Source organism: Mycobacterium sp. (genome assembly GCF_035623875.1).
GTDB lineage: Bacteria > Actinomycetota > Actinomycetes > Mycobacteriales > Mycobacteriaceae > Mycobacterium.
Map to the genome: position 1 here is coordinate 16045 of NZ_DASPSP010000229.1, position 17084 is coordinate 33128.

Consider the following 17084-nt stretch of genomic DNA (forward strand, 5'->3'; position numbering starts at 1 on the left):
GGCCGTCGCAGCTGGCCCGACACGATGGCCCGCCGCTTGCGCAGCTCTCCGTAAACCGGTTGCATCGGCGATGTGGGCGAAGAGGTCGAGCGGACCGCCTATGACCGTGTGCACCGGCAGGAGTACCGGCGCAAGGTGCAGTTATGTCTGGACGTCTTCGAAACCATGCTTTCCCAGTCAAGCTTCGAGTTCGAGCGCCCACTTACCGGGATGGAAATCGAATGCAACCTGGTCGATGACGACTACCAGCCGGCGATGTCGAATCAAGACGTGCTGGCCGCCATCGCTGACCCGGCGTATCAGACCGAATTAGGTGCCTACAATATCGAATTCAACGTGCCGCCGCGACCGCTGGCGGGCCACACCGGGGTTGAGTTGGAAGCCGAGGTGCGAGCCAGTCTGAACGCCGCCGAGACCAAGGCCAACGCCGGGGGCGCCCACATTGTGATGATCGGAATCCTGCCGACGCTGATGCCCGAGCACCTCACCGGGGAATGGATGAGTCACTCGAGCCGATATGCGGCCCTCAACGACTCCATCTTCAACGCCCGCGGCGAAGACATCCAGATCGACATCAGCGGACCGGAGCCACTCAGTTTGAACTCCGCATCGATCGCCCCCGAATCGGCTTGCACCAGTATGCAGTTGCACCTGCAAGTGTCGCCCGCTGATTTCGCCAACAACTGGAACGCCGCGCAGGTGTTGGCCGGACCGCAGTTGGCGCTGGGCGCGAACTCGCCATACTTCTTCGGTCATCAGCTGTGGTCCGAAACCCGCATCGAACTGTTCACGCAGTCCACCGATACCCGGCCCGACGAGCTCAAAACCCAGGGTGTGCGGCCGCGGGTGTGGTTCGGCGAACGCTGGATCACCTCGATCTTCGACTTGTTCGAGGAGAATGTCCGCTACTTCCCGTCATTGCTGCCGGAGGTGTCCGACGAGGATCCGATCGCCGAACTCGCCGCCGGACGCACCCCTCATCTCTCGGAGTTACGCCTGCACAACGGCACGGTATACCGGTGGAATCGACCGGTATACGACGTCGTAAATGGGCGGCCGCACCTGCGGGTGGAGAACCGCGTGCTGCCAGCCGGGCCAACGGTGATCGACATGCTGGCCAACTCGGCCTTCTACTACGGGATGTTGCGGACGCTGTCCGAAGAGGACCGTCCGCTATGGACCAAGATGAGCTTCGCTGCGGCGCAACAGAATTTCGTCGAGGCCGCTCGGCGTGGCATGCAGGCAAACCTGTACTGGCCCGGCTTGGGTGAGGTGACGCCTGAGGAATTGGTGCTCGCAGAACTGTTGCCGATGGCGCACGACGGGCTGAAGCGGTGGGGCGTCGCCAGCGAGGTACGTGATCGCTTCCTCGGCGTCATCGAGGGCCGTGCCCGCACCGGACGCAACGGCACGGTCTGGCAGGTGTCTACCGTGCATGCGCTGCAAGAGAGCGGAATGTCTCGGCCTGCGGCGCTGGCGGAGATGCTGCGGCGTTACTGCGAGCACATGCACACCAACGCGCCGGTGCATACCTGGGACACAGCAGCGAGTTAGGCGCCGAGACCGGCCGCGGCGACCACCGCCCACAGCACTTCGGGGTGTTGGATGTCGCTGTGCGCGCCGCTGAAGGGCGACTGGTTTGCGCAGATGACGACGTTAGCGTCCAGGCTGTAGAAGCAACCGGCAACCCGGCCGAGCAGATGTAGATGACCATGGTCATCGTTCTCTCCGTTGATAGCGTTGACATTTCATCGTCGCCGTTGCCTACTTCCCAGTTTGGCCGAGCGCATCGGCACCGACGGAAGAAAGGTACTGCGGAGCACACCCATTCGCATGAGTAACGGACTAGCTATTCCTGAGGCTCGTCCGAATTGCGCACAGGCGTAAATGAGGTAGTTGGCTACTCTATCCGGCACCCGGTACCACCCGTGAGCATGCTTTTCATCAGCAACTGCTGAGGGACATGGGAGTGTGCGATGGCGAAGATCGGTGACCACGCCGTGGTTCTGGGTGCGAGCATGGCCGGACTGCTCGCCGCCCGGACATTGTCCGACTTTTTCGAGAAGGTCACGCTAGTGGAACGCGATGTGCTGCCCGACGACGCCGCGAACCGCCGGGGGGTGCCGCAGGGACACCTGCACGCGCTGCTCGCACGGGGCTCGCAGGTGCTGGAGGAGCTCTTCCCCGGACTGCTCGACGAGCTGGTCACCGACGGCGTGCCCTATTTCGACGGCCGCGATTTGTCGAAGGTCTACTACAGCCTGGGCGGACACCAAGCGATAAGGACCGGTTCGGCCGAGTCGTTTACCGGCTATGCGTCAAGCAGGCCTTTCCTGGAGTGCTTCGTCCGGCGCCGGGTCCTGGCCATCGCCAATGTGACGTTGCTGGACGGTCATGACGTCGTCGAACTGACCTTCACACCCGACTGCAAGCTGATCACCGGGGCCCGAATCGCGAACCGGCACAGCGGCATCCAATCAGGGTTGGCTGCTGATCTGGTCGTCGATGCGACGGGCCGCGGCACACACGCACCGGCGTTACTGGAAAACCTGGGTTATGGTCGCCCAACCGAAAGCCACATCAATGTTCACCTGACCTATGCCAGCCAGTTGTTGCGGATCCGGCCCGGCGCCCTACACGAACATACCTTCCTTATCGGTCCCGTTCCGGGCCGACCTACTGGAATGGGCCTTCTGGGCTGTGAACATGACTCATGGCTGTTCACGGTGTTCGGCATCGCGGGTCGCGAGGCTCCTCGTGAGCGCGGCGGAATGTACACATTCGTAGAGGAATTCGCGCCTCCGCAGGCACTCGCGGCGATACGCGATGCGACGCCGATCAGCGAGGTGGTGCGGCACCGCGTGCCGTCCAGCGTGTGGCGTCGCTATGACCTGATGCGGCAATTTCCCTGCGGTTTGCTGGTGGTCGGCGACGCGATCTGCGGCTTCAACCCGATCTACGGTCAGGGCATGTCCGTCGCTGCTCTGGAGGCGCTGGTGCTGCGCGACTGTTTGGCCTGCGGCACAGACGATCTGGGGCGGCGTTTCTTCCGAGCCGCGGCACGATCAATCCGGCAGGCTTGGCAACTGGCCGCCGTCTGCGACCTCGCCCTACCTGAAATCGAGGGCGAACGATCGCTGATAACGGCACTGTTCAGCAGGTATGTGGATCGAGTGCTCACCGCCGCCGCATTCGACCCCGCTGCACTGAATCAGTTCGCCCGCGTCACCTCGCTGGTCGACCCGGCGACCCGGCTACTGCAGCCGAGCATGATGTGGCGCGCTGCATTGGCGAAACACCGCCACCGGCTGTACGAACATCAGACTAACGACCCGACCGGCATGATTGAGAGCTCGGTGATCTGAGAGCGAAGCGACGGCAGGGCTGTTCGGACAGGACATTTTCCATGAGCGGCACGGCCACGGTAGACACCACCGCGATGTAGTCGGTCTTCGACCGAGCGCTGTGCCATTGTTCTTTTTCGCCGAAGACTGTCCGGTGGCCCCCGACAGTGTGTGCCGTGCCCCGTCACGCGATCCCGCTGTGACCGTGGTCGGCGTTGGTGCGGATTACGACGGGGGCAGCGCGGGCCGCGGCTATCTGTTCAAAGAGCGGGTCGCAGGTTTCAGCTAGCTCAGCGTTCGCCCGGACCGGCGCGCAGGATTGCGGCCAAGTCGGCGCGCGACGTGGCCCCCACCCGTTGACACGCGCGATAGATATGTCCCTCCACGGTGCGTACCGACATGACAAGCCGGTCGGCGATGTCGCGGTTGGACAAGCCGGCAATAACCAATTCGATGATCTCGCGCTCGCGAGGAGTCAACGGAACACCCACCCGAGTGCGTAGAGCTGGCGTGCACAGCCCACCGCATGCATCAGCCAGTTCGCGCGCCAACGCTGCCGCGTACATGCCACGTTTGCGCTGTTGGGCGCGGCCAAAGGCTGCGGCCGATTGTGCTGCGACATCAGCCGCCGTGGCGCGATCACCGATCGCCCGGTAGTCATTCGATGCCGCAAGCAGGCCCTCGCCGTCGCAGGATTGCAGCGATTCAGTATGCCGAGCAACGGCATTGGCCAGCGGTAGCGACAGCACGTCGGCGAGCTCCCGAGCTCGCGCGGCCCCGGAGGCGTCGCCCCACTGAGCCGCCGCCTGCAAGCACGCCAGCTCGTGGGTCGGCTGATTCCGCGCACGCGCATCTGTGGCAGCCGCCTGCACAACCGAGACCGCGGCGCTCAGCGATCCGGCGGCGGCCAGCACCCACCCAGTCGACAGACTCAGCGCGGTCTGCATGAACAGGTAGTCTTGCGGCACACCCTTCTGGGCCTCGCTCAGCGCGTGGTTCGCCTGGTCTGGCTGCCCAAGCTTGGCGTGCGCCTCCGCCAGCGCAAAGCAGGTTGCAGGCCGCAATCCTGTTGTTACGCCGTGCCGTTCGACTCCCGCCAGCGCCTCATACAGCAGCTTCACTGCGGCGGGAACACTGCCTCCTACCAGTTCGGCATGGCCCAACAGAAAGGCGAGGTTCGCATACGCGAGCCCGGGAATGTCTCCGGCTGACTCGGCGATCTGTTTGGCGGATTTGATGCCCTCATCGATGCGGCCAGTCAACCGGCACGCGCGCGCGTACACCGCCCCGAACCAGAACCGCATGTGTGACGCTTGAAACGATGTGATGGCACGGTGAAGAGCCTCGTCGACTACTTCGGTGATGTCGTCAACTCGCCCTAGCGCGCCTTCCGCCATGATCAAAGCCACCGATGCCATCATCGCGTGAAAGTCCGGCAACTCAGCGGACTTCATCGCGGTCCGTGCCTTTTCGGCGGCCGTTTCACAGCGCCCCATTGCCGCGTCCACGCAAGCTTCGACCGCGGCGCGCTCGGCTCGGTCCGCAGCGGACTCATGCCTTGCGGACAGGGCCTCGAGAATGGTCCACGCGTCCGCCGGCCGGCCAAGCATCCAGGTCAGGTTGGCGGCCCGCACCGTGGACCAGTGGTGGCCGTCAGGACGATCGGCTCCACCCATCTCTTCCAGCGCGGCCTCGGCTTCGCCACCGCGTCCGAGCAGCACCAGGTTCATTGCCCGCAGGTTCGCTGCTTCCGCCGCGCCGGCATCGGCAGCGGCCCTGGCGAATCGATCGGCTAAATCCAGGTCGAGCAGGGTCATGGCGAACCGCGCCGCGCGAAGGAAAAGGTCGGGGTCGGGGGCGAGGTCGGATTCCAAGGTGAGCAGTGCTCGGCGCACGGTCGCCGGCATATCAGAGTCGCTGACTTTGGCGAGCCGCTGCGCCAGTTGACCCCGAATCCGCGACAGGTACATTTCACCCGCGGTTGCGCGCCGAAGCTCACCGAAGAGCGGGTGCGCCAACCGGGCCATTCGCGCATCGCCCGTCCGCTCAACGCTCACCAAGTGCATCTGTTCGGCAGCCTCGAGATGGCGGCGGCCGACCAGGTCGCACAGCACATCAACTGCCAGTGGTTCGCACTGCGACAGCGTGTCCACCACCAGCGCAAGCTTCGGCGTCAGGCGGTCGAGCTGGCGGCCAACTATGTCGCCGATCCTCGGCGAGACCGCTACGTTCTCGTCCCACATCCACACTCCGGCCAGCTGCCGTATCCGGCCAGCCTTGAGCTGATCCTTCAACAGCTGCCCCACGAACAGCGGGTTTCCACCGGTCAGCTTCCAGAACCGCTGGGCGCTGCGGGCATCCACTGCCCCGCCGAGGGTCTCCTCGACCATCTGGCGGGTGGAATCCGGCGATAACGGTTCGAGGTCCATCCGAGCGAGTAGCCCGTCTTTCCATAGCGCAGTCACGGCATCAGGCTCGCCAGCGCCTGCACGCAGCGTCACCACCAGCTGCGCGCCGGGCGACTGGGCGAGTTGATGCACCACGTGGGCAGACAGTCCATCCAGCAGATGCGCGTCATCGATGCCAATCAACAGGCGCTTTCGACGTTGTTGGGCGACAATTGAATTAATGAACCGCCGGATGTTTACCTCGGAATCCAAAACCACTTCACCGAACGAGGCGCTGAATGCACCGAGCGGCAGTGGGCGCGCCGATTCGGTGCCGACAATCCAGCTGGTGCGCTCACCGGAAACGCGCGCGCGGCCCAGCACTTCGCGCGCGAGTCGGGTCTTGCCCACACCCGCGGCCCCGATAATCACCACGCCCGAATAGCTGCCGACCCCATTCAGCGCGCGGTGAATCGCGGTTAATTCGCCATCGCGCCCGGTCAGCGACACACCCCCGAACACTCGCCGAATATAACGCGCGCGATGAATCGGCGTCCGAAAACCGGCGACGAATTCGTTGCGAATTCGCGCGAACTGTCAAGCGGCAGGCGTCGAAGGTTACGCCGAGCTTGACCTCACGCCGATGGCGATCGCGGCGGCCAACCGGACGGCGGTCGAACAGGGATGGGACAAAGCCAGTGAGGTGTGGGCCTACGTCATTTCCTTCACCCGGTAGGACGCCCCATTCTCCACGGGGGCGAAAGAGATTAACAAGGTCGATTAGTGAGCGGATTTGCCGCATTTGCCTCGTCGCCGATGACGAGCCGCGGGGTCACGAGTGATAGCAAGCAGCGGGGTACCGGCTCGGTCCGCTCAGCGGACCACGTTGTTGCTGAAAGGAATTCGTTTGGACTGTGATGCTCTCGTATCACTAACGCGGGCGAGGCTAACGACACCGCAAGAAAGGGTTGGCGATTGTGTCCAAACATAAAAATATCATCGCCGACCGGCTGCACGAACAACGAATAGTTCGAGTGCCCGCTGATGCTGATCGAAACCACCGTGTCAGCGTGGTTGGCCGAGTTAGGAATCCAAAGCCCGATGGTGGAAGATCTTGCACGAACGGTGCGCAGCGGCGACTGGCCCGCTTTCTATGCCATTGGCGAGCACCCGTCCGTTGACGTGACCGTTGCAGCGGCGCCGTAACAAAATCGCGCAGAGCTGCCAAAATCCGGTGACGAGTAGCCTGGAATGCATGGCAAATGAAGTAATGGACTGGGATAGCGCATACCGCGAGCAGGGCGAGTTCGAAGGCCCGCCGCCATGGAACATCGGTGAGCCGCAGCCGGAATTGGCCGCGCTGGTGGCCGCCGGCAAGTTCCACAGCGATGTGCTCGATGCCGGATGCGGCTACGCCGAGCTGTCCCTGACCCTGGCCGCCGACGGTTACACCGTGGTTGGCGTCGACCTCACGCCCACAGCTATCGCGGCCGCCAACCGGGCAGCACAGCAGCGCGGATTAAGTACGGCCAGCTTTGTGCAGGCCGACGTCACCCGGCTCACCGGCTACGACGGCCGGTTCAAGACGGTGGTGGACAGCACGCTGTTTCACTCGCTGGCCGTCGAGGACCGCGACGGCTACCTGCGCTCAGTGCACCGGGCAGCGGCCGACGGGGCCGACTACTTCGTGTTGGTGTTCGCCAAGGGAGCGTTCCCAGCCGAATGGGAGTTCAAGCCGAACGAAGTCGACGAAGACGAGTTGCGCACCGCGGTAAGCAAATACTGGCAAGTCGACGAGATCCGGCCGGCGTACATTCACGCCAACATCCCGCCGGCACCGCCTAAGTCGGATGTTCCGATGCCGGCGCACGACCGCGACGAGAAGGGCAGGATGAAATTGCCTGCTTATCTGCTCACCGCGCACAAGGGCGGCTGAAAGTTAGACCGCGGCTGTCGCATCGGTGAGCGCCTCGGCGAAGCTCGTCAGATCGTCGATGGTGGTGTCCAGGTGCGGCGAAATCCGCAGCACCGGCACCGTCATCTCCAGCGGTGCCCGCTCCACCCCCGCCGAAGTCGTCACGATGCGACGTTCGGCGATCAGCCACGCGCGAACTTTCTGGGGGTCAGCGCCACCGACGGGAGCCAACGTGGTGATGGCGCTTCGCTCGTCGACGGATTCGACCACCCGCCACCCGGGCACATCGGCGAGTACGGTCCGGCTGATGCGGCCCACCTGGGCCAAGCGTGCGCATACCGCCTCCGGGCCGCACGCTAGGTGCTCACCCAGTGCAACCGAAAACCCCACGCGGGCAGCCACATTAGCTTCGCCGAGCTCGAGTCGCTGGGCGACCGACAGCGACGACACCCACTCCGGCGGCGGCAACCGCGGCCGGAGCTGCTGCAGCACGGTCGGGCGCACCGCAAGAACGCCGACACCGCGCGGGCCGGCGATCCATTTGCGCGACGACGCGTACGTGACGTCGGCGCCGGCAGCGCAGTCCACCTGCCCGAGTGCTTGGGCGGCATCGACAACAAGCGGCAGACCCAATTCCCCACACAACTGGGCCATTTGGTGCAGCGGTTGCACCACGCCGCGATGGCTGGCCACTGCGGTCAGGTGGACCAGGTCGGGTGGGTCGGCGGCCAGGCCGATAGCAGCTTCGTCGACCGCGACCCGGCCCTGGTCGTCGGTCGGCAGCGGGCGGCGGGCAAAGCCGTGCGCGGCCATGACGGCCAGGTTGGGTCCGTATTCGCCGGGAAGGCAAGCGAGAGTGCGGCCGCCGGGCGGCCAGCTGGCCAGCAGCAAGTCCAGCGCGTGCAACGCCCCGGTGGTGAACACCACCTCTGCGTCGGGCATACCTGCGAGCGCGGCAACCGCCGTGCGTCCGGCGTCGAGAACCGGTTCGGCTGCGTCGGCCGCGACGTATCCGCCGACTTCGGCCTCGTGCCGCGCGTGTCGGGCGGCAGCGTCGAGTACCGCGAAGCTCTGCCGTGAGCAGGCCGCGCTGTCCAGGTGTATTCCCGCCACCGGCGGCCGGGCCGCCCGCCATGCTTCGGAAAGGGCTTCGCTCACTTGACCGCCAGCGACAACCCGAAGTCGCCGGCGTCATCGGTCCACCACCGGGTGGGCCGCAGCCCGGCACGGGCCAGCTCGTCGGCCACCGCGTCCGCGCGGAACTTGCAGGACACTTCGGTCAGGATCTCTTCTCCGGCAGCGAATTCGACGGTGAGGTCCAGTGCAGCGATGCGCACCCGCTGCGCCTCTTCGGCGCGCAGCCACATCTCCATCCGTTCCTCTTCGCCGTTCCAGCGTGCCACGTGCCGGTAGGCGTCGACGTCGAAGTCGGCGTCGAGTTCCCGGTTGATGACCGCGAGTACATTGCGGTTGAACTGTGCTGTGACGCCGGCGGCGTCGTCATAGGCCGCGACGAGTCGGCCGCTGTCCTTGACCAGGTCTGTGCCCAGCAGCAGGCTGTCACCGGGCCGCATTACCCTGGCCAGCGCCGCCAGGAAGTCCGCACGCGGGTCGGCGGTGAGGTTGCCGATCGTCGAGCCCAAGAACACGAACAGCCGTCGGCCGCCGGCCGGGATTTTCGAGAGGTGCTCTTCGAAATCGCCGCAGACAGCGGCGATTTCGATATCGGGATACTCGCGCTGGATGGCCGCCCCGGCTGCCGACAGGATGCTGGCGTCGACGTCGAACGGTACAAACCGGCGCAGTGCGCCGCCGTCGTGCAGCGCCTGCAGCAGAGTGCGGGTCTTCTCCGACGTGCCGCTGCCCAGCTCGACCAGGGTGTCCGCACCGGTCACCGATGCGATTTCGGGAGACCGGGCACGCAGGATCTCCGCCTCGGCACGGGTCGGGTAATACTCAGGCAGCCGGGTGATCTGGTCAAACAGGTCGCTGCCTACCGAGTCGTAAAACCATTTGGGCGGCAACGACTTGGGAGAACTCCGAAGGCCGTCGAGCACATCACGGCGCAGCGCCTGATACGCCGAGTCCGCGGCGAGGTGGTTGCACAGCGATAGCGTCATCAAAGTCCCTTCGTATGTTCCAGTGCGGTCAATGTGACGCCCTCGGCGGTGACCTCGACGAGGTGGCGGTCCGGCACATCCTCCCAGCCGGGCTGATCGTCATACGGCTCGCTGGCCAACACCACCCCGTCGTCGCGACGCAATACCGACAGGGTATCCCCCCAAGTCGTGGCAAGAAGCCGGGAACCGTTGGCCGCCAGGATGTTCAGCCGCGCGTCGGGGTCGTTGCCGCCGACCTCGACGATCGTCTCTGCCAGCGCAGCGAGACCGCGGGCGAAGATCAGGGCAGCGAGAATCGCGCTGTCACAGACTGATTCGGCAGCTAGATTGGTCGGCAGCACACTCCGATCGGCAATTCCGTTGTGCGACAACAGCCACTGCCCATCGGTGAACGGTGCGGTCGCGCTGGCTTCGATCGGCATGCCGACTGTCGCCGAGCGCACCGCCGCCACCACGCAGCGGCTGCGCAGCGCCGGCGCAACGGAACCGAACGAAAAGTCTCCCCACAACGGTGCGGCGCTGCGCCAGCGCCGCGGCGTCGCGCCGTCGAAGAACCCGACTCCCCAACCATCGGCGTTCAACAGGGCGTGCTTTTGCCGGCGCGGGGCATAAGACTGAACCCGGAGTCCATGCGGCGGGTCGAGAACCAATGCGGAGACCGATATTTCGCGTCCCAGCCAGCCGAGGTGGCGGCACATCAGACGCGGCTCCCGGCTTGATCATCCTCGACGGACCACGCCAACCGGACACCGCTGAAAATCTGCCGCCGGTAGGGGTGATCCCAGTTACGGAAGCTGGGCCGCAGGATGGCCGACTCCACAGCCCATGACCCGCCGCGCAGCACCCGGTAGTCCCCGCCGAAGAACGGCTGCGAGTAGCGCTGGTAGATCATCGGCGTGAAGCCCGGCCACGGTTGCAGCGTCGAGCTGGTCCACTCCCATACGTCGCCGAGCATCTGCTCGACTCCGTAGGCCGACGCGCCGGCGGGGTAGGCGCCGACCGGTGCCGGGCGCAGCGCCTCGCCGCCTAGGTTGGCGCGGGTGGCCGACGGCTGCTGCGCTCCCCATGGATAGCGGCGCCGCGCGTTGATTCCCGGATCCCACGCACAGGCCTTCTCCCATTCGGTTTCGGTGGGCAGCCGGGCACCTGCCCATGCGGCGTAGGCCTGCGCCTCGAAGTAGTTGACGTGCTGCACCGGTTCATCGGCGGGGATGTCCTCGACACGACCGAACCGGCTACGGGTCTGCCCGTCGGCATCCCAGAATTGCGGCGCGCTCAGGCCGGCGTTTTGGCGGTGCTCCCAGCCGCGTGCCGACCACCACCGTGGCTGCGCGTAGCCGCCGTCGTCAATGAACTGCCGCCACTCGCCGTTGGTGACCGGAGCTCGTCCGATGCGGAATGCCGCCACATCGACGACGTGAGCCGGGCGTTCGTTGTCCAGCGAGAACGGTTCGGCTGTCGCGTCGACGCCCAGGACGAACGGACCGCCCGGTACCAACGCCGACGTCCCGGCAAGTGCGGGCCGGCCCGGCGGCAGCGTGACCGTGTCCGGCAGCAGCGGCGGACCGCGGCGCAGATTCAGCGCCTGCAGCATCGTCTCGTCATGCTGGTTCTCGTGGCTTACCACCATCCCGAAGACGAATTTGCGGTCGGGCTCGTCGGGCAGCGCATCGAGGGCATCCAGCGCGGCCAAGCGCACGGTCCGGCAGTACGCCCGCGCCTGGTCCGGGGTCAGCAGCGGCAGGTCGACGCGACTGGCCCGGGCGTGCACGAAGGCGTCGTAGAGGTTCTCGACGGCGCTGGGCAGCATCCCCGGCCGGTCCGGGTCACCACCGCGCAGCAGCCACAGCTCTTCCTGCTGGCCGATATGTGCCAGGTCCCACACCAACGGGCTCATCAGCGGGTCGTACTGGCGGCTGAGTTCGGCGTCGTCGAAATCGACCAGCCGCAGGGTCCGTTCCCGCGCTCGGCTCAGATCGCGGGCCAGTGTTTCGCTCTGAGTCACGGGTCCCCTCGCGCTAGCCAAGTGACCGTGGCCCGGATGCCGTTCTCGATCACCTGGTCGGAAAAGTCGTCGGCGGGACAGCGGGCCCGTTCGACCGCCGTCACCAGACGCTGCATCGCCTCACCGAGGCCGGCTGGCACGCGTTCGGCGGCGACGGCCACCAGCCGGTTGGCCGCGGTGTAAAGCCGCTGATCGCCGAGCCCGACCCGGGCGGCGATGTCCCAAGCGGTAGCGACGGGTTCGACGGCTTCAGCCGCGATATCGGCGGCCACCGGGTCATCGAGCAGACTCACCAGTGTGAACACCACCGCCGGCCAGATGGCATCGGGAACACTGTCCAGGTAGCGGATTTCCAGCCACTGTCGTGGACGCACTGGCGGGAACAGCGTGGTGAGGTGGTATTCCAGGTCGTGGCGGGTCGGCCTGCGACCGCCAAGCAGCTCGCGGCCATCGGCCCAGTCCGCGAAGGGCAGGTAGTGCAGCACCGGTACCGCCTCGGGGCTGTGCACCAGCATCACCGGCGCCTTCAGCGCGTAGCGCGCCCAGTCGGTGCCGGGGTCGTCGCCGCTGGCGGTCAGGACGGGACCGCATCGCGCCGAGTCGAGCTGACTCCACACCCGCTGCCGGGTGGATCGCCAGCCGGAGAAGGCGCCGCCCAGCAGCGGCGAATTGGCGGCAATCGCGACCAGGGTGGGCCCTAGGGCGTGGGCCAGCCGGACCCGGTCCGCCCATCCAGCCGCAGGCCCGGCGTCGAGATTGACCTGAACAGACGCCGTCGACGTCATCATTGCCGCGCCTGCCACACCAGTGCGGCTTGCCTTGAAGAACTGTTCCATCGCGCGGTAGCGCGCGCCCGGGTTGATGCGCTTAGCCGGCCGCAGCGGATCCGCGCCCAGCAACACCAGGCCCAGACCGGCGGCGGCGAAAGCGTTTCGCAGCGTGGTCTGGTCGGTGGTCATCGCCTCGATCGCCGGCACCACACCGTCGATGGGTGGCCCGGACAATTCCACCGCGCCACCGGGTTCGACGGTGACCACGCTGCCGCCCGGCATTGCCGGAAGCGATTTCAGGACGTCGTTAATCTCACCCCAGGTCGGTCTGCGGTGCGGGTCGGCCGGGTCGTAACAATGCGCTTCGACCTCGAGGCCGACTCGCCCTACCGGGCCGTCGGACAAACAGCTGTCGGTGATGTACTGAGCAGCGGCCGACGAACTGGCCAGCTCGCTTTCTGCGGGACGCGCTTGATCCGGCTGCGACGCGACGGCAAACGCCATATTCCCGATCCCTTCGGGGCCCGGACCGTCGGTCGCGGACCGTTGGTTGCGCGCGGCTATCCAACGATAGTCACAAGCTTCCATCTTCCAGAGGGCACCGACATATTCCCGCGGTCGGCGACACGCTTGGTTTCGGGCGCCGAGGCGTGCGCCGCCAACCCGCCACGGTTATTGACCCAGCGCGTTCTCCATGGCTCCGGCCAGCACGTTTACCGCGGGACCGCCGTTACCGGACTGACAGACCTTCGCTTGCAGGAGCACGTTTTCCCGCAAACGGGTCTGGGTGAAACATCGACGGTCGGTGCCGGCTTCCTGTTTGGTCCATGCCGCGTCGGCCGGGCCGGGCGGTCCGCCGTCGAAGGACCACACCTGGGTGGTTCCGTTGTCCAGATGCATCGCCGTGGTCTGCCCGGAGCAGCCCACCGTGCGGTCTACGACACGGTGAAACGCCGCGCCGGCGGCGCCACCGGTTGCGAAGACACCGACCGCCTGCTTGACGAAATGCGTCTGGTCGGTCGGCGAGGTCTGCGTACTGGCGCCGTTGAACGATGCCAGGTCAGGATCGTTGTAGACCTCTGGCAACCCGATGTCGGCCCAGTTGTTACACACCGGGTTGTCGACGAAGTACGGCTGGAACGGCTGGGTGAATAGCGATTCGTCCCGCATTGGCCCGCCGACAATATTGCCCACCGAGCCCTTGCCCAGAACGGCGTAGCTGACCACGCCCGGGTCCGAAGGCCGGGCTGTCGCGATCGGGGCCGCGCACACCGCCGCGACACCACCGACCGCCACTCCAATCGTCACCGCCGCCACGACTTCGATAGTCATGGATCTCGATCATGCCAACTGGGCCACCCAAACAGAAGCCAGAGTGCCCGCCACGGCGGTTCCGACTCAACGCGGCGATGCCGCTTGCCGTCGAATGTGGTTGCGCCGGAGATACTTTGGCCGGTGCTACGGCGTCGGAGGGGCGGGCGGCCGACCGCCATCACCATCGCCATGGCCGCCTGGTCCATGCCCACCGGGACCCATGCCCGGGCCGAAGGGCCCCGGCATCATCGGCGGACCGCCGGGCCAACCGGGGCCCATCCCGGGTGGAAATGGTCCTGGGAATACGTACATCCCTTCGGGACCTTCGGGACCGCCAGGACCAAACATGCCGTGGTGATGGTGGAAGGGGCGATCGTGCCAGCCGACTGCCGCGCCGGCGAAGAAGATAACCGCCACGACGAAAACAGTGCCGGCGACGATCACTACCCACGCCGCAACCTGGTAAAGCCGCGAAGGTCTCGCTGCGTGGGGCGGCGGCGGAGGAGGGCCGGGAGGTGGGGGCTGAATCTGGGGCTCAGGTGCTTGGGTCATCCCTCGATAATGCCGACGTGCGCGCCGGCCATCAAACACCGCGCACGTGGAGTCGCGTCAGGCTTTTCCGCCGGCACCGCAGATCAGGCGGAGGTGCCTACCGTCCTAGTAGCACAAGAACCAGGCAAAACGCAGAATGACCACCGCAATGAGCACGACTCCCGCAACGATCGCCACCCAGGCCGCTGCCTGGTAAAGCCGCTCAGAATGTTCCTGAGGCGGCACGATCGGCGGAGGCGCGACGGGAGACGGCGGAGTCGACGGCTGAGGTGTCTCGCTCATGCTTCTTAATAATGCCTCAGGTCAGCAACGGCCGCGACTGGACAGCGGCCGGGAAGCACACGGTGCGCCCGGCATCAGCAAAACCGCCAAGGTCACCCGCAAAAACTCGGGCCCGGCGCCCCGTTGCCGGGACGCCGGGCTGTTGACAATGACAGGCTACGGGTGCGCCGGAGCCAGTGACGGAGCGATGGATTGCGGCAGCTGTGACGGTCCCAAGCTGGCAGAACCCCCGGGGCCGCCAGGCCCGCCGTGGAAGCCGGCCCCCTGGCCGTGGCCGTGGTGCATGCCTCCTGCGCCCATGGCGTGGTGTTGCCCCCAATTGTGGTGGCATCCGTGGTGACCGTGGTGGCCGGCAATCTTGAAGCCGGCGAAGAAGATGGTCGTGACGATGAACAGGATCCCGGCGACGATCACAACCCACGCCGCGAACCTGTAGAGCCAATACGGTTTGGCGGGCTCGACTGTGGGGTTGGTGGCGACCGTAGTCGGCCTGGTTGGGATTTCAGGTGTTTCACTCATGCTGAAATGATGCGTGGGCAACGGATAGGGCGCGCTAGGTACAACCTATGAAAAGCATATGAGTGACGCCACAATTAGGCTGTGCAGCGTCGGCTGAACCAATATCTCGAGGAGCAAACCACACCGGATTCGGTCCGGTGCCGAGTGAGCCCGAAACACGGTCTCCAAACGCCTTCAGGAGGCAATCTAGTTATGGCTGGGCGAGTCGAAGCCGATCCCGTGGGTGGAGGCAGAGGACATCAGCAACGCGGTGCTATTCCTCGCGTGCGATGAATCCCGCTACATCACCGGTGTCACACTGCCGATCGATGCGGGCAGCTGCCTCAAGTAAATGCGTTTCGAACCGATCTCACGGCTGATGTACCGGGATGTCACGATGACATCCCGCGTACCCGCTCACCGAGGCGGGCGCGCAGATCCTCCTCGAAGGCGACGACCTCGGGGCTGAGCTTCTCGGTCCGCAGGCGCTGTAGGTTTGGATAGCCGGCGTCGCGCTCGGCTTCCCACTCGTCGGCGAACTTGCCCGATTCGATCTCGCTCAGCACCTCGCGCATCACACCGGGGACGTCGAGTCCGTCGTAGCGATCCGCCCGCGACATCTGGCCGTACTGACTGGTCGGCGAGTGGTAGCGCATCTGGCTGGCATAGCCTTCCAGCCGCAGCAGCCGGTAGTTCCGCTCGATCTCGCCCGAGAGCATGAGTTCGGTCATGATCGCCTCAAGCGGGATGCCGGCCCCCGCCAACAGCGCGACGAAGCTCGTGGAGACCCGGGCCATGGCCGGAGCGAACACCTGCTCCATCGCGAGGTCGAGGACGGCCTCCTGGCGCGGCGTCATCTCGATGGCACCTTGGCGCAAGCCGCCGACAGCCCGTCCGATGGCCAGCGTGCGGGCCAGAGCGGTCCCGGTGGTGTCCTTCTGGATACCGAGCGCGGTGATGAACCCTAGCCCTTCCAGGTAGCACTCACGCACCTCGCGACCCAGCATCCGGGGAGCGACCATACCGACGTCGCAGTTGGGGTCGATCCGGTCGAAAGCCATCGCGTAGCCCGAGGCCAGCACCCACAGCGCATTGGGCTCGGGTGTGATGGGCAGCTCGGGGATGACGTCGTCGGGAATGAGGGTGCAGATCACGTCGTACTCGCTTGCCGCCTCGATCTCGTGGGCCGGGAAGCCCTCGGCCTCAGCCTGGTCCCGGGAGGCGTCGGCCTGGGTGAAGACCTCCACCGCAAGGCCCGAGTCACGCAGATTCAGGGCCCATGAGCGGCCCTGGTTGCCGTACCCCACGACGGCAACCCTCTGCCCGTCCAGCACCGACAGGTCAGCATCGGACTCGTAGTAGATCTTCGTCATCGGAATCCCCTCTGCCACGGTGCCACGGGATGCACGTCCCGTGCTGCTGATATTTGGGCACGAAAGTTACCCTGCCGGTCGGTCTGGATCATCTCCGTGGCGCCGTATGCATACGACCCAAACCAACCAGGCACCAACAGAGCTGAACGCCGTCTCGAAATAGACGAGTTTCGAGAGTCTCAAATGCCTGTCGCAGAACCAGTCGAAGCTGACCCACATCTCTGACTTGCGGTAACGGACAAGCTGAGCCTGTCAGCGTCGGTTGACTAAAGCCGTAGGTCGCCGGTCGTCGGACTGTGGTCGGTGACCATCGACGACACCGATGAGGATGGCAACTGATGGCCAGCTCCCTGCTCCAGCACGTTCCGTCCACATCGGTGGAAGCGGCCGAATTTTGATCCCCCCTAAAACCCACGGCCGCCCAGAGATGAAGACTGCTGCCGGTGTTCACCCGAGCAGGCCGAGCAGCTCGGCGAACCCGTCGGCGTCATCGGTGATTCGCCGTTTGATCACCAACTGTCCGT

Annotated in this window: 16 protein-coding genes and 1 pseudogene; 6 read left to right on the plus strand and 11 right to left on the minus strand. The window is 65.5% G+C overall.

The genetic code is table 11. From position 1 onward, the window contains the following. The first annotated feature begins 72 nt into the window (after positions 1-72). The 3 genes from VEI45_RS18710 (at position 73) to VEI45_RS18720 (ending at position 3633) form a co-directional block, all read left to right on the plus strand. Positions 73-1554 (plus strand): glutamate--cysteine ligase, encoded by a 1482-nt coding sequence (locus VEI45_RS18710; RefSeq protein WP_324855901.1) that lies wholly within the window; start codon positions 73-75, stop codon positions 1552-1554. A gap of 422 nt (positions 1555-1976) precedes the next feature. Beyond that, on the plus strand, positions 1977-3365 hold the full coding sequence (locus VEI45_RS18715) for a 2-polyprenyl-6-methoxyphenol hydroxylase-like oxidoreductase (RefSeq protein WP_324855903.1): 1389 nt from the start codon (positions 1977-1979) through the stop codon (positions 3363-3365). 100 nt (positions 3366-3465) lie between these two features. Continuing rightward, entirely contained in the window at positions 3466-3633 is a 168-nt protein-coding gene (locus VEI45_RS18720; protein WP_324855904.1) for a hypothetical protein, read from the plus strand. 1 nt (position 3634) lies between these two features. Here VEI45_RS18720 and VEI45_RS18725 read toward each other — a convergent pair whose 3' ends face one another. Then, entirely contained in the window at positions 3635-6253 is a 2619-nt protein-coding gene (locus VEI45_RS18725; protein ID WP_324855906.1) for a helix-turn-helix transcriptional regulator, read from the minus strand. A gap of 522 nt (positions 6254-6775) precedes the next feature. On the opposite strand from VEI45_RS18725, the gene VEI45_RS18730 reads away from it, so the two are divergent. Together VEI45_RS18730 and VEI45_RS18735 are read left to right on the plus strand one after the other, a co-directional pair. After that, positions 6776-6937, plus strand: coding sequence for a hypothetical protein (locus VEI45_RS18730; protein WP_324855908.1), 162 nt, complete (start codon positions 6776-6778; stop codon positions 6935-6937). A 49-nt stretch (positions 6938-6986) separates the two neighbouring features. Continuing rightward, a complete protein-coding gene (locus VEI45_RS18735; protein WP_324855910.1) occupies positions 6987-7667 on the plus strand; it encodes a class I SAM-dependent methyltransferase in 681 nt (226 codons plus the stop codon). A gap of 3 nt (positions 7668-7670) precedes the next feature. Here the strand turns inward: VEI45_RS18735 and egtE are convergent, their stop codons facing one another. From egtE to VEI45_RS18780, 9 genes are all read right to left on the minus strand, one after another. Further along, positions 7671-8804: an ergothioneine biosynthesis PLP-dependent enzyme EgtE gene (egtE, locus tag VEI45_RS18740; RefSeq protein WP_324855912.1), complete on the minus strand. Its 1134-nt coding sequence runs from the start codon at positions 8802-8804 to the stop codon at positions 7671-7673. After that, entirely contained in the window at positions 8801-9766 is a 966-nt protein-coding gene (egtD, locus tag VEI45_RS18745) for an L-histidine N(alpha)-methyltransferase (protein ID WP_324855914.1), read from the minus strand. The genes egtE and egtD overlap by 4 nt, the downstream gene beginning before the upstream one ends. Next, complete coding sequence (gene egtC / locus VEI45_RS18750; RefSeq protein ID WP_324855916.1) at positions 9766-10464, minus strand: ergothioneine biosynthesis protein EgtC; 699 nt, start codon at positions 10462-10464, stop codon at positions 9766-9768. The genes egtD and egtC overlap by 1 nt, the downstream gene beginning before the upstream one ends. Then, entirely contained in the window at positions 10464-11771 is a 1308-nt protein-coding gene (gene egtB, locus VEI45_RS18755) for an ergothioneine biosynthesis protein EgtB (RefSeq protein WP_324855918.1), read from the minus strand. The genes egtC and egtB overlap by 1 nt, the downstream gene beginning before the upstream one ends. Beyond that, positions 11768-13045, minus strand: a complete 1278-nt coding sequence (egtA, locus tag VEI45_RS18760; protein ID WP_324855920.1) for an ergothioneine biosynthesis glutamate--cysteine ligase EgtA — start codon at positions 13043-13045, stop codon at positions 11768-11770. The genes egtB and egtA overlap by 4 nt, the downstream gene beginning before the upstream one ends. Positions 13046-13213: 168 nt before the next feature. Then, on the minus strand, positions 13214-13873 hold the full coding sequence (locus tag VEI45_RS18765; RefSeq protein ID WP_324855922.1) for a sensor domain-containing protein: 660 nt from the start codon (positions 13871-13873) through the stop codon (positions 13214-13216). A 126-nt stretch (positions 13874-13999) separates the two neighbouring features. Next, a complete protein-coding gene (locus tag VEI45_RS18770) occupies positions 14000-14407 on the minus strand; it encodes a hypothetical protein (protein ID WP_324855924.1) in 408 nt (135 codons plus the stop codon). 105 nt (positions 14408-14512) lie between these two features. Continuing rightward, a complete protein-coding gene (locus VEI45_RS18775) occupies positions 14513-14689 on the minus strand; it encodes a hypothetical protein (RefSeq protein ID WP_324855926.1) in 177 nt (58 codons plus the stop codon). Between the two features lie 156 nt (positions 14690-14845). Next, positions 14846-15208 carry a hypothetical protein gene (locus VEI45_RS18780; protein ID WP_324855928.1) on the minus strand — a complete coding sequence of 121 codons (363 nt, stop codon included), beginning with the start codon at positions 15206-15208 and terminating at the stop codon, positions 14846-14848. 211 nt (positions 15209-15419) lie between these two features. Here VEI45_RS18780 and VEI45_RS18785 point away from each other — a divergent pair. Next, a pseudogene (locus VEI45_RS18785) lies at positions 15420-15539 on the plus strand (SDR family oxidoreductase); the annotation flags it as partial. Positions 15540-15579: 40 nt separating this feature from the next. Here the strand turns inward: VEI45_RS18785 and VEI45_RS18790 are convergent. Then, on the minus strand, positions 15580-16560 hold the full coding sequence (locus VEI45_RS18790; RefSeq protein WP_324855930.1) for an NAD(P)-binding domain-containing protein: 981 nt from the start codon (positions 16558-16560) through the stop codon (positions 15580-15582). Positions 16561-17084 lie beyond the last annotated feature (524 nt).

Bases quoted from the DNA above. Each gene is read 5' to 3' on its own strand.
- VEI45_RS18780 (WP_324855928.1), bottom strand. From the start codon at position 15,208: ATGAGTGAAACACCTGAAATCCCAACCAGGCCGACTACGGTCGCCACC.
- egtC (WP_324855916.1), bottom strand. From the start codon at position 10,464: ATGTGCCGCCACCTCGGCTGGCTGGGACGCGAAATATCGGTCTCCGCA.
- VEI45_RS18790 (WP_324855930.1), bottom strand. From the start codon at position 16,560: ATGACGAAGATCTACTACGAGTCCGATGCTGACCTGTCGGTGCTGGAC.
- VEI45_RS18765 (WP_324855922.1), bottom strand. From the start codon at position 13,873: ATGACTATCGAAGTCGTGGCGGCGGTGACGATTGGAGTGGCGGTCGGT.
- egtA (WP_324855920.1), bottom strand. From the start codon at position 13,045: ATGGCGTTTGCCGTCGCGTCGCAGCCGGATCAAGCGCGTCCCGCAGAA.
- VEI45_RS18775 (WP_324855926.1), bottom strand. From the start codon at position 14,689: ATGAGCGAGACACCTCAGCCGTCGACTCCGCCGTCTCCCGTCGCGCCT.
- VEI45_RS18730 (WP_324855908.1), top strand. From the start codon at position 6,776: ATGCTGATCGAAACCACCGTGTCAGCGTGGTTGGCCGAGTTAGGAATC.
- VEI45_RS18770 (WP_324855924.1), bottom strand. From the start codon at position 14,407: ATGACCCAAGCACCTGAGCCCCAGATTCAGCCCCCACCTCCCGGCCCT.
- egtD (WP_324855914.1), bottom strand. From the start codon at position 9,766: ATGACGCTATCGCTGTGCAACCACCTCGCCGCGGACTCGGCGTATCAG.
- VEI45_RS18715 (WP_324855903.1), top strand. From the start codon at position 1,977: ATGGCGAAGATCGGTGACCACGCCGTGGTTCTGGGTGCGAGCATGGCC.
- VEI45_RS18735 (WP_324855910.1), top strand. From the start codon at position 6,987: ATGGCAAATGAAGTAATGGACTGGGATAGCGCATACCGCGAGCAGGGC.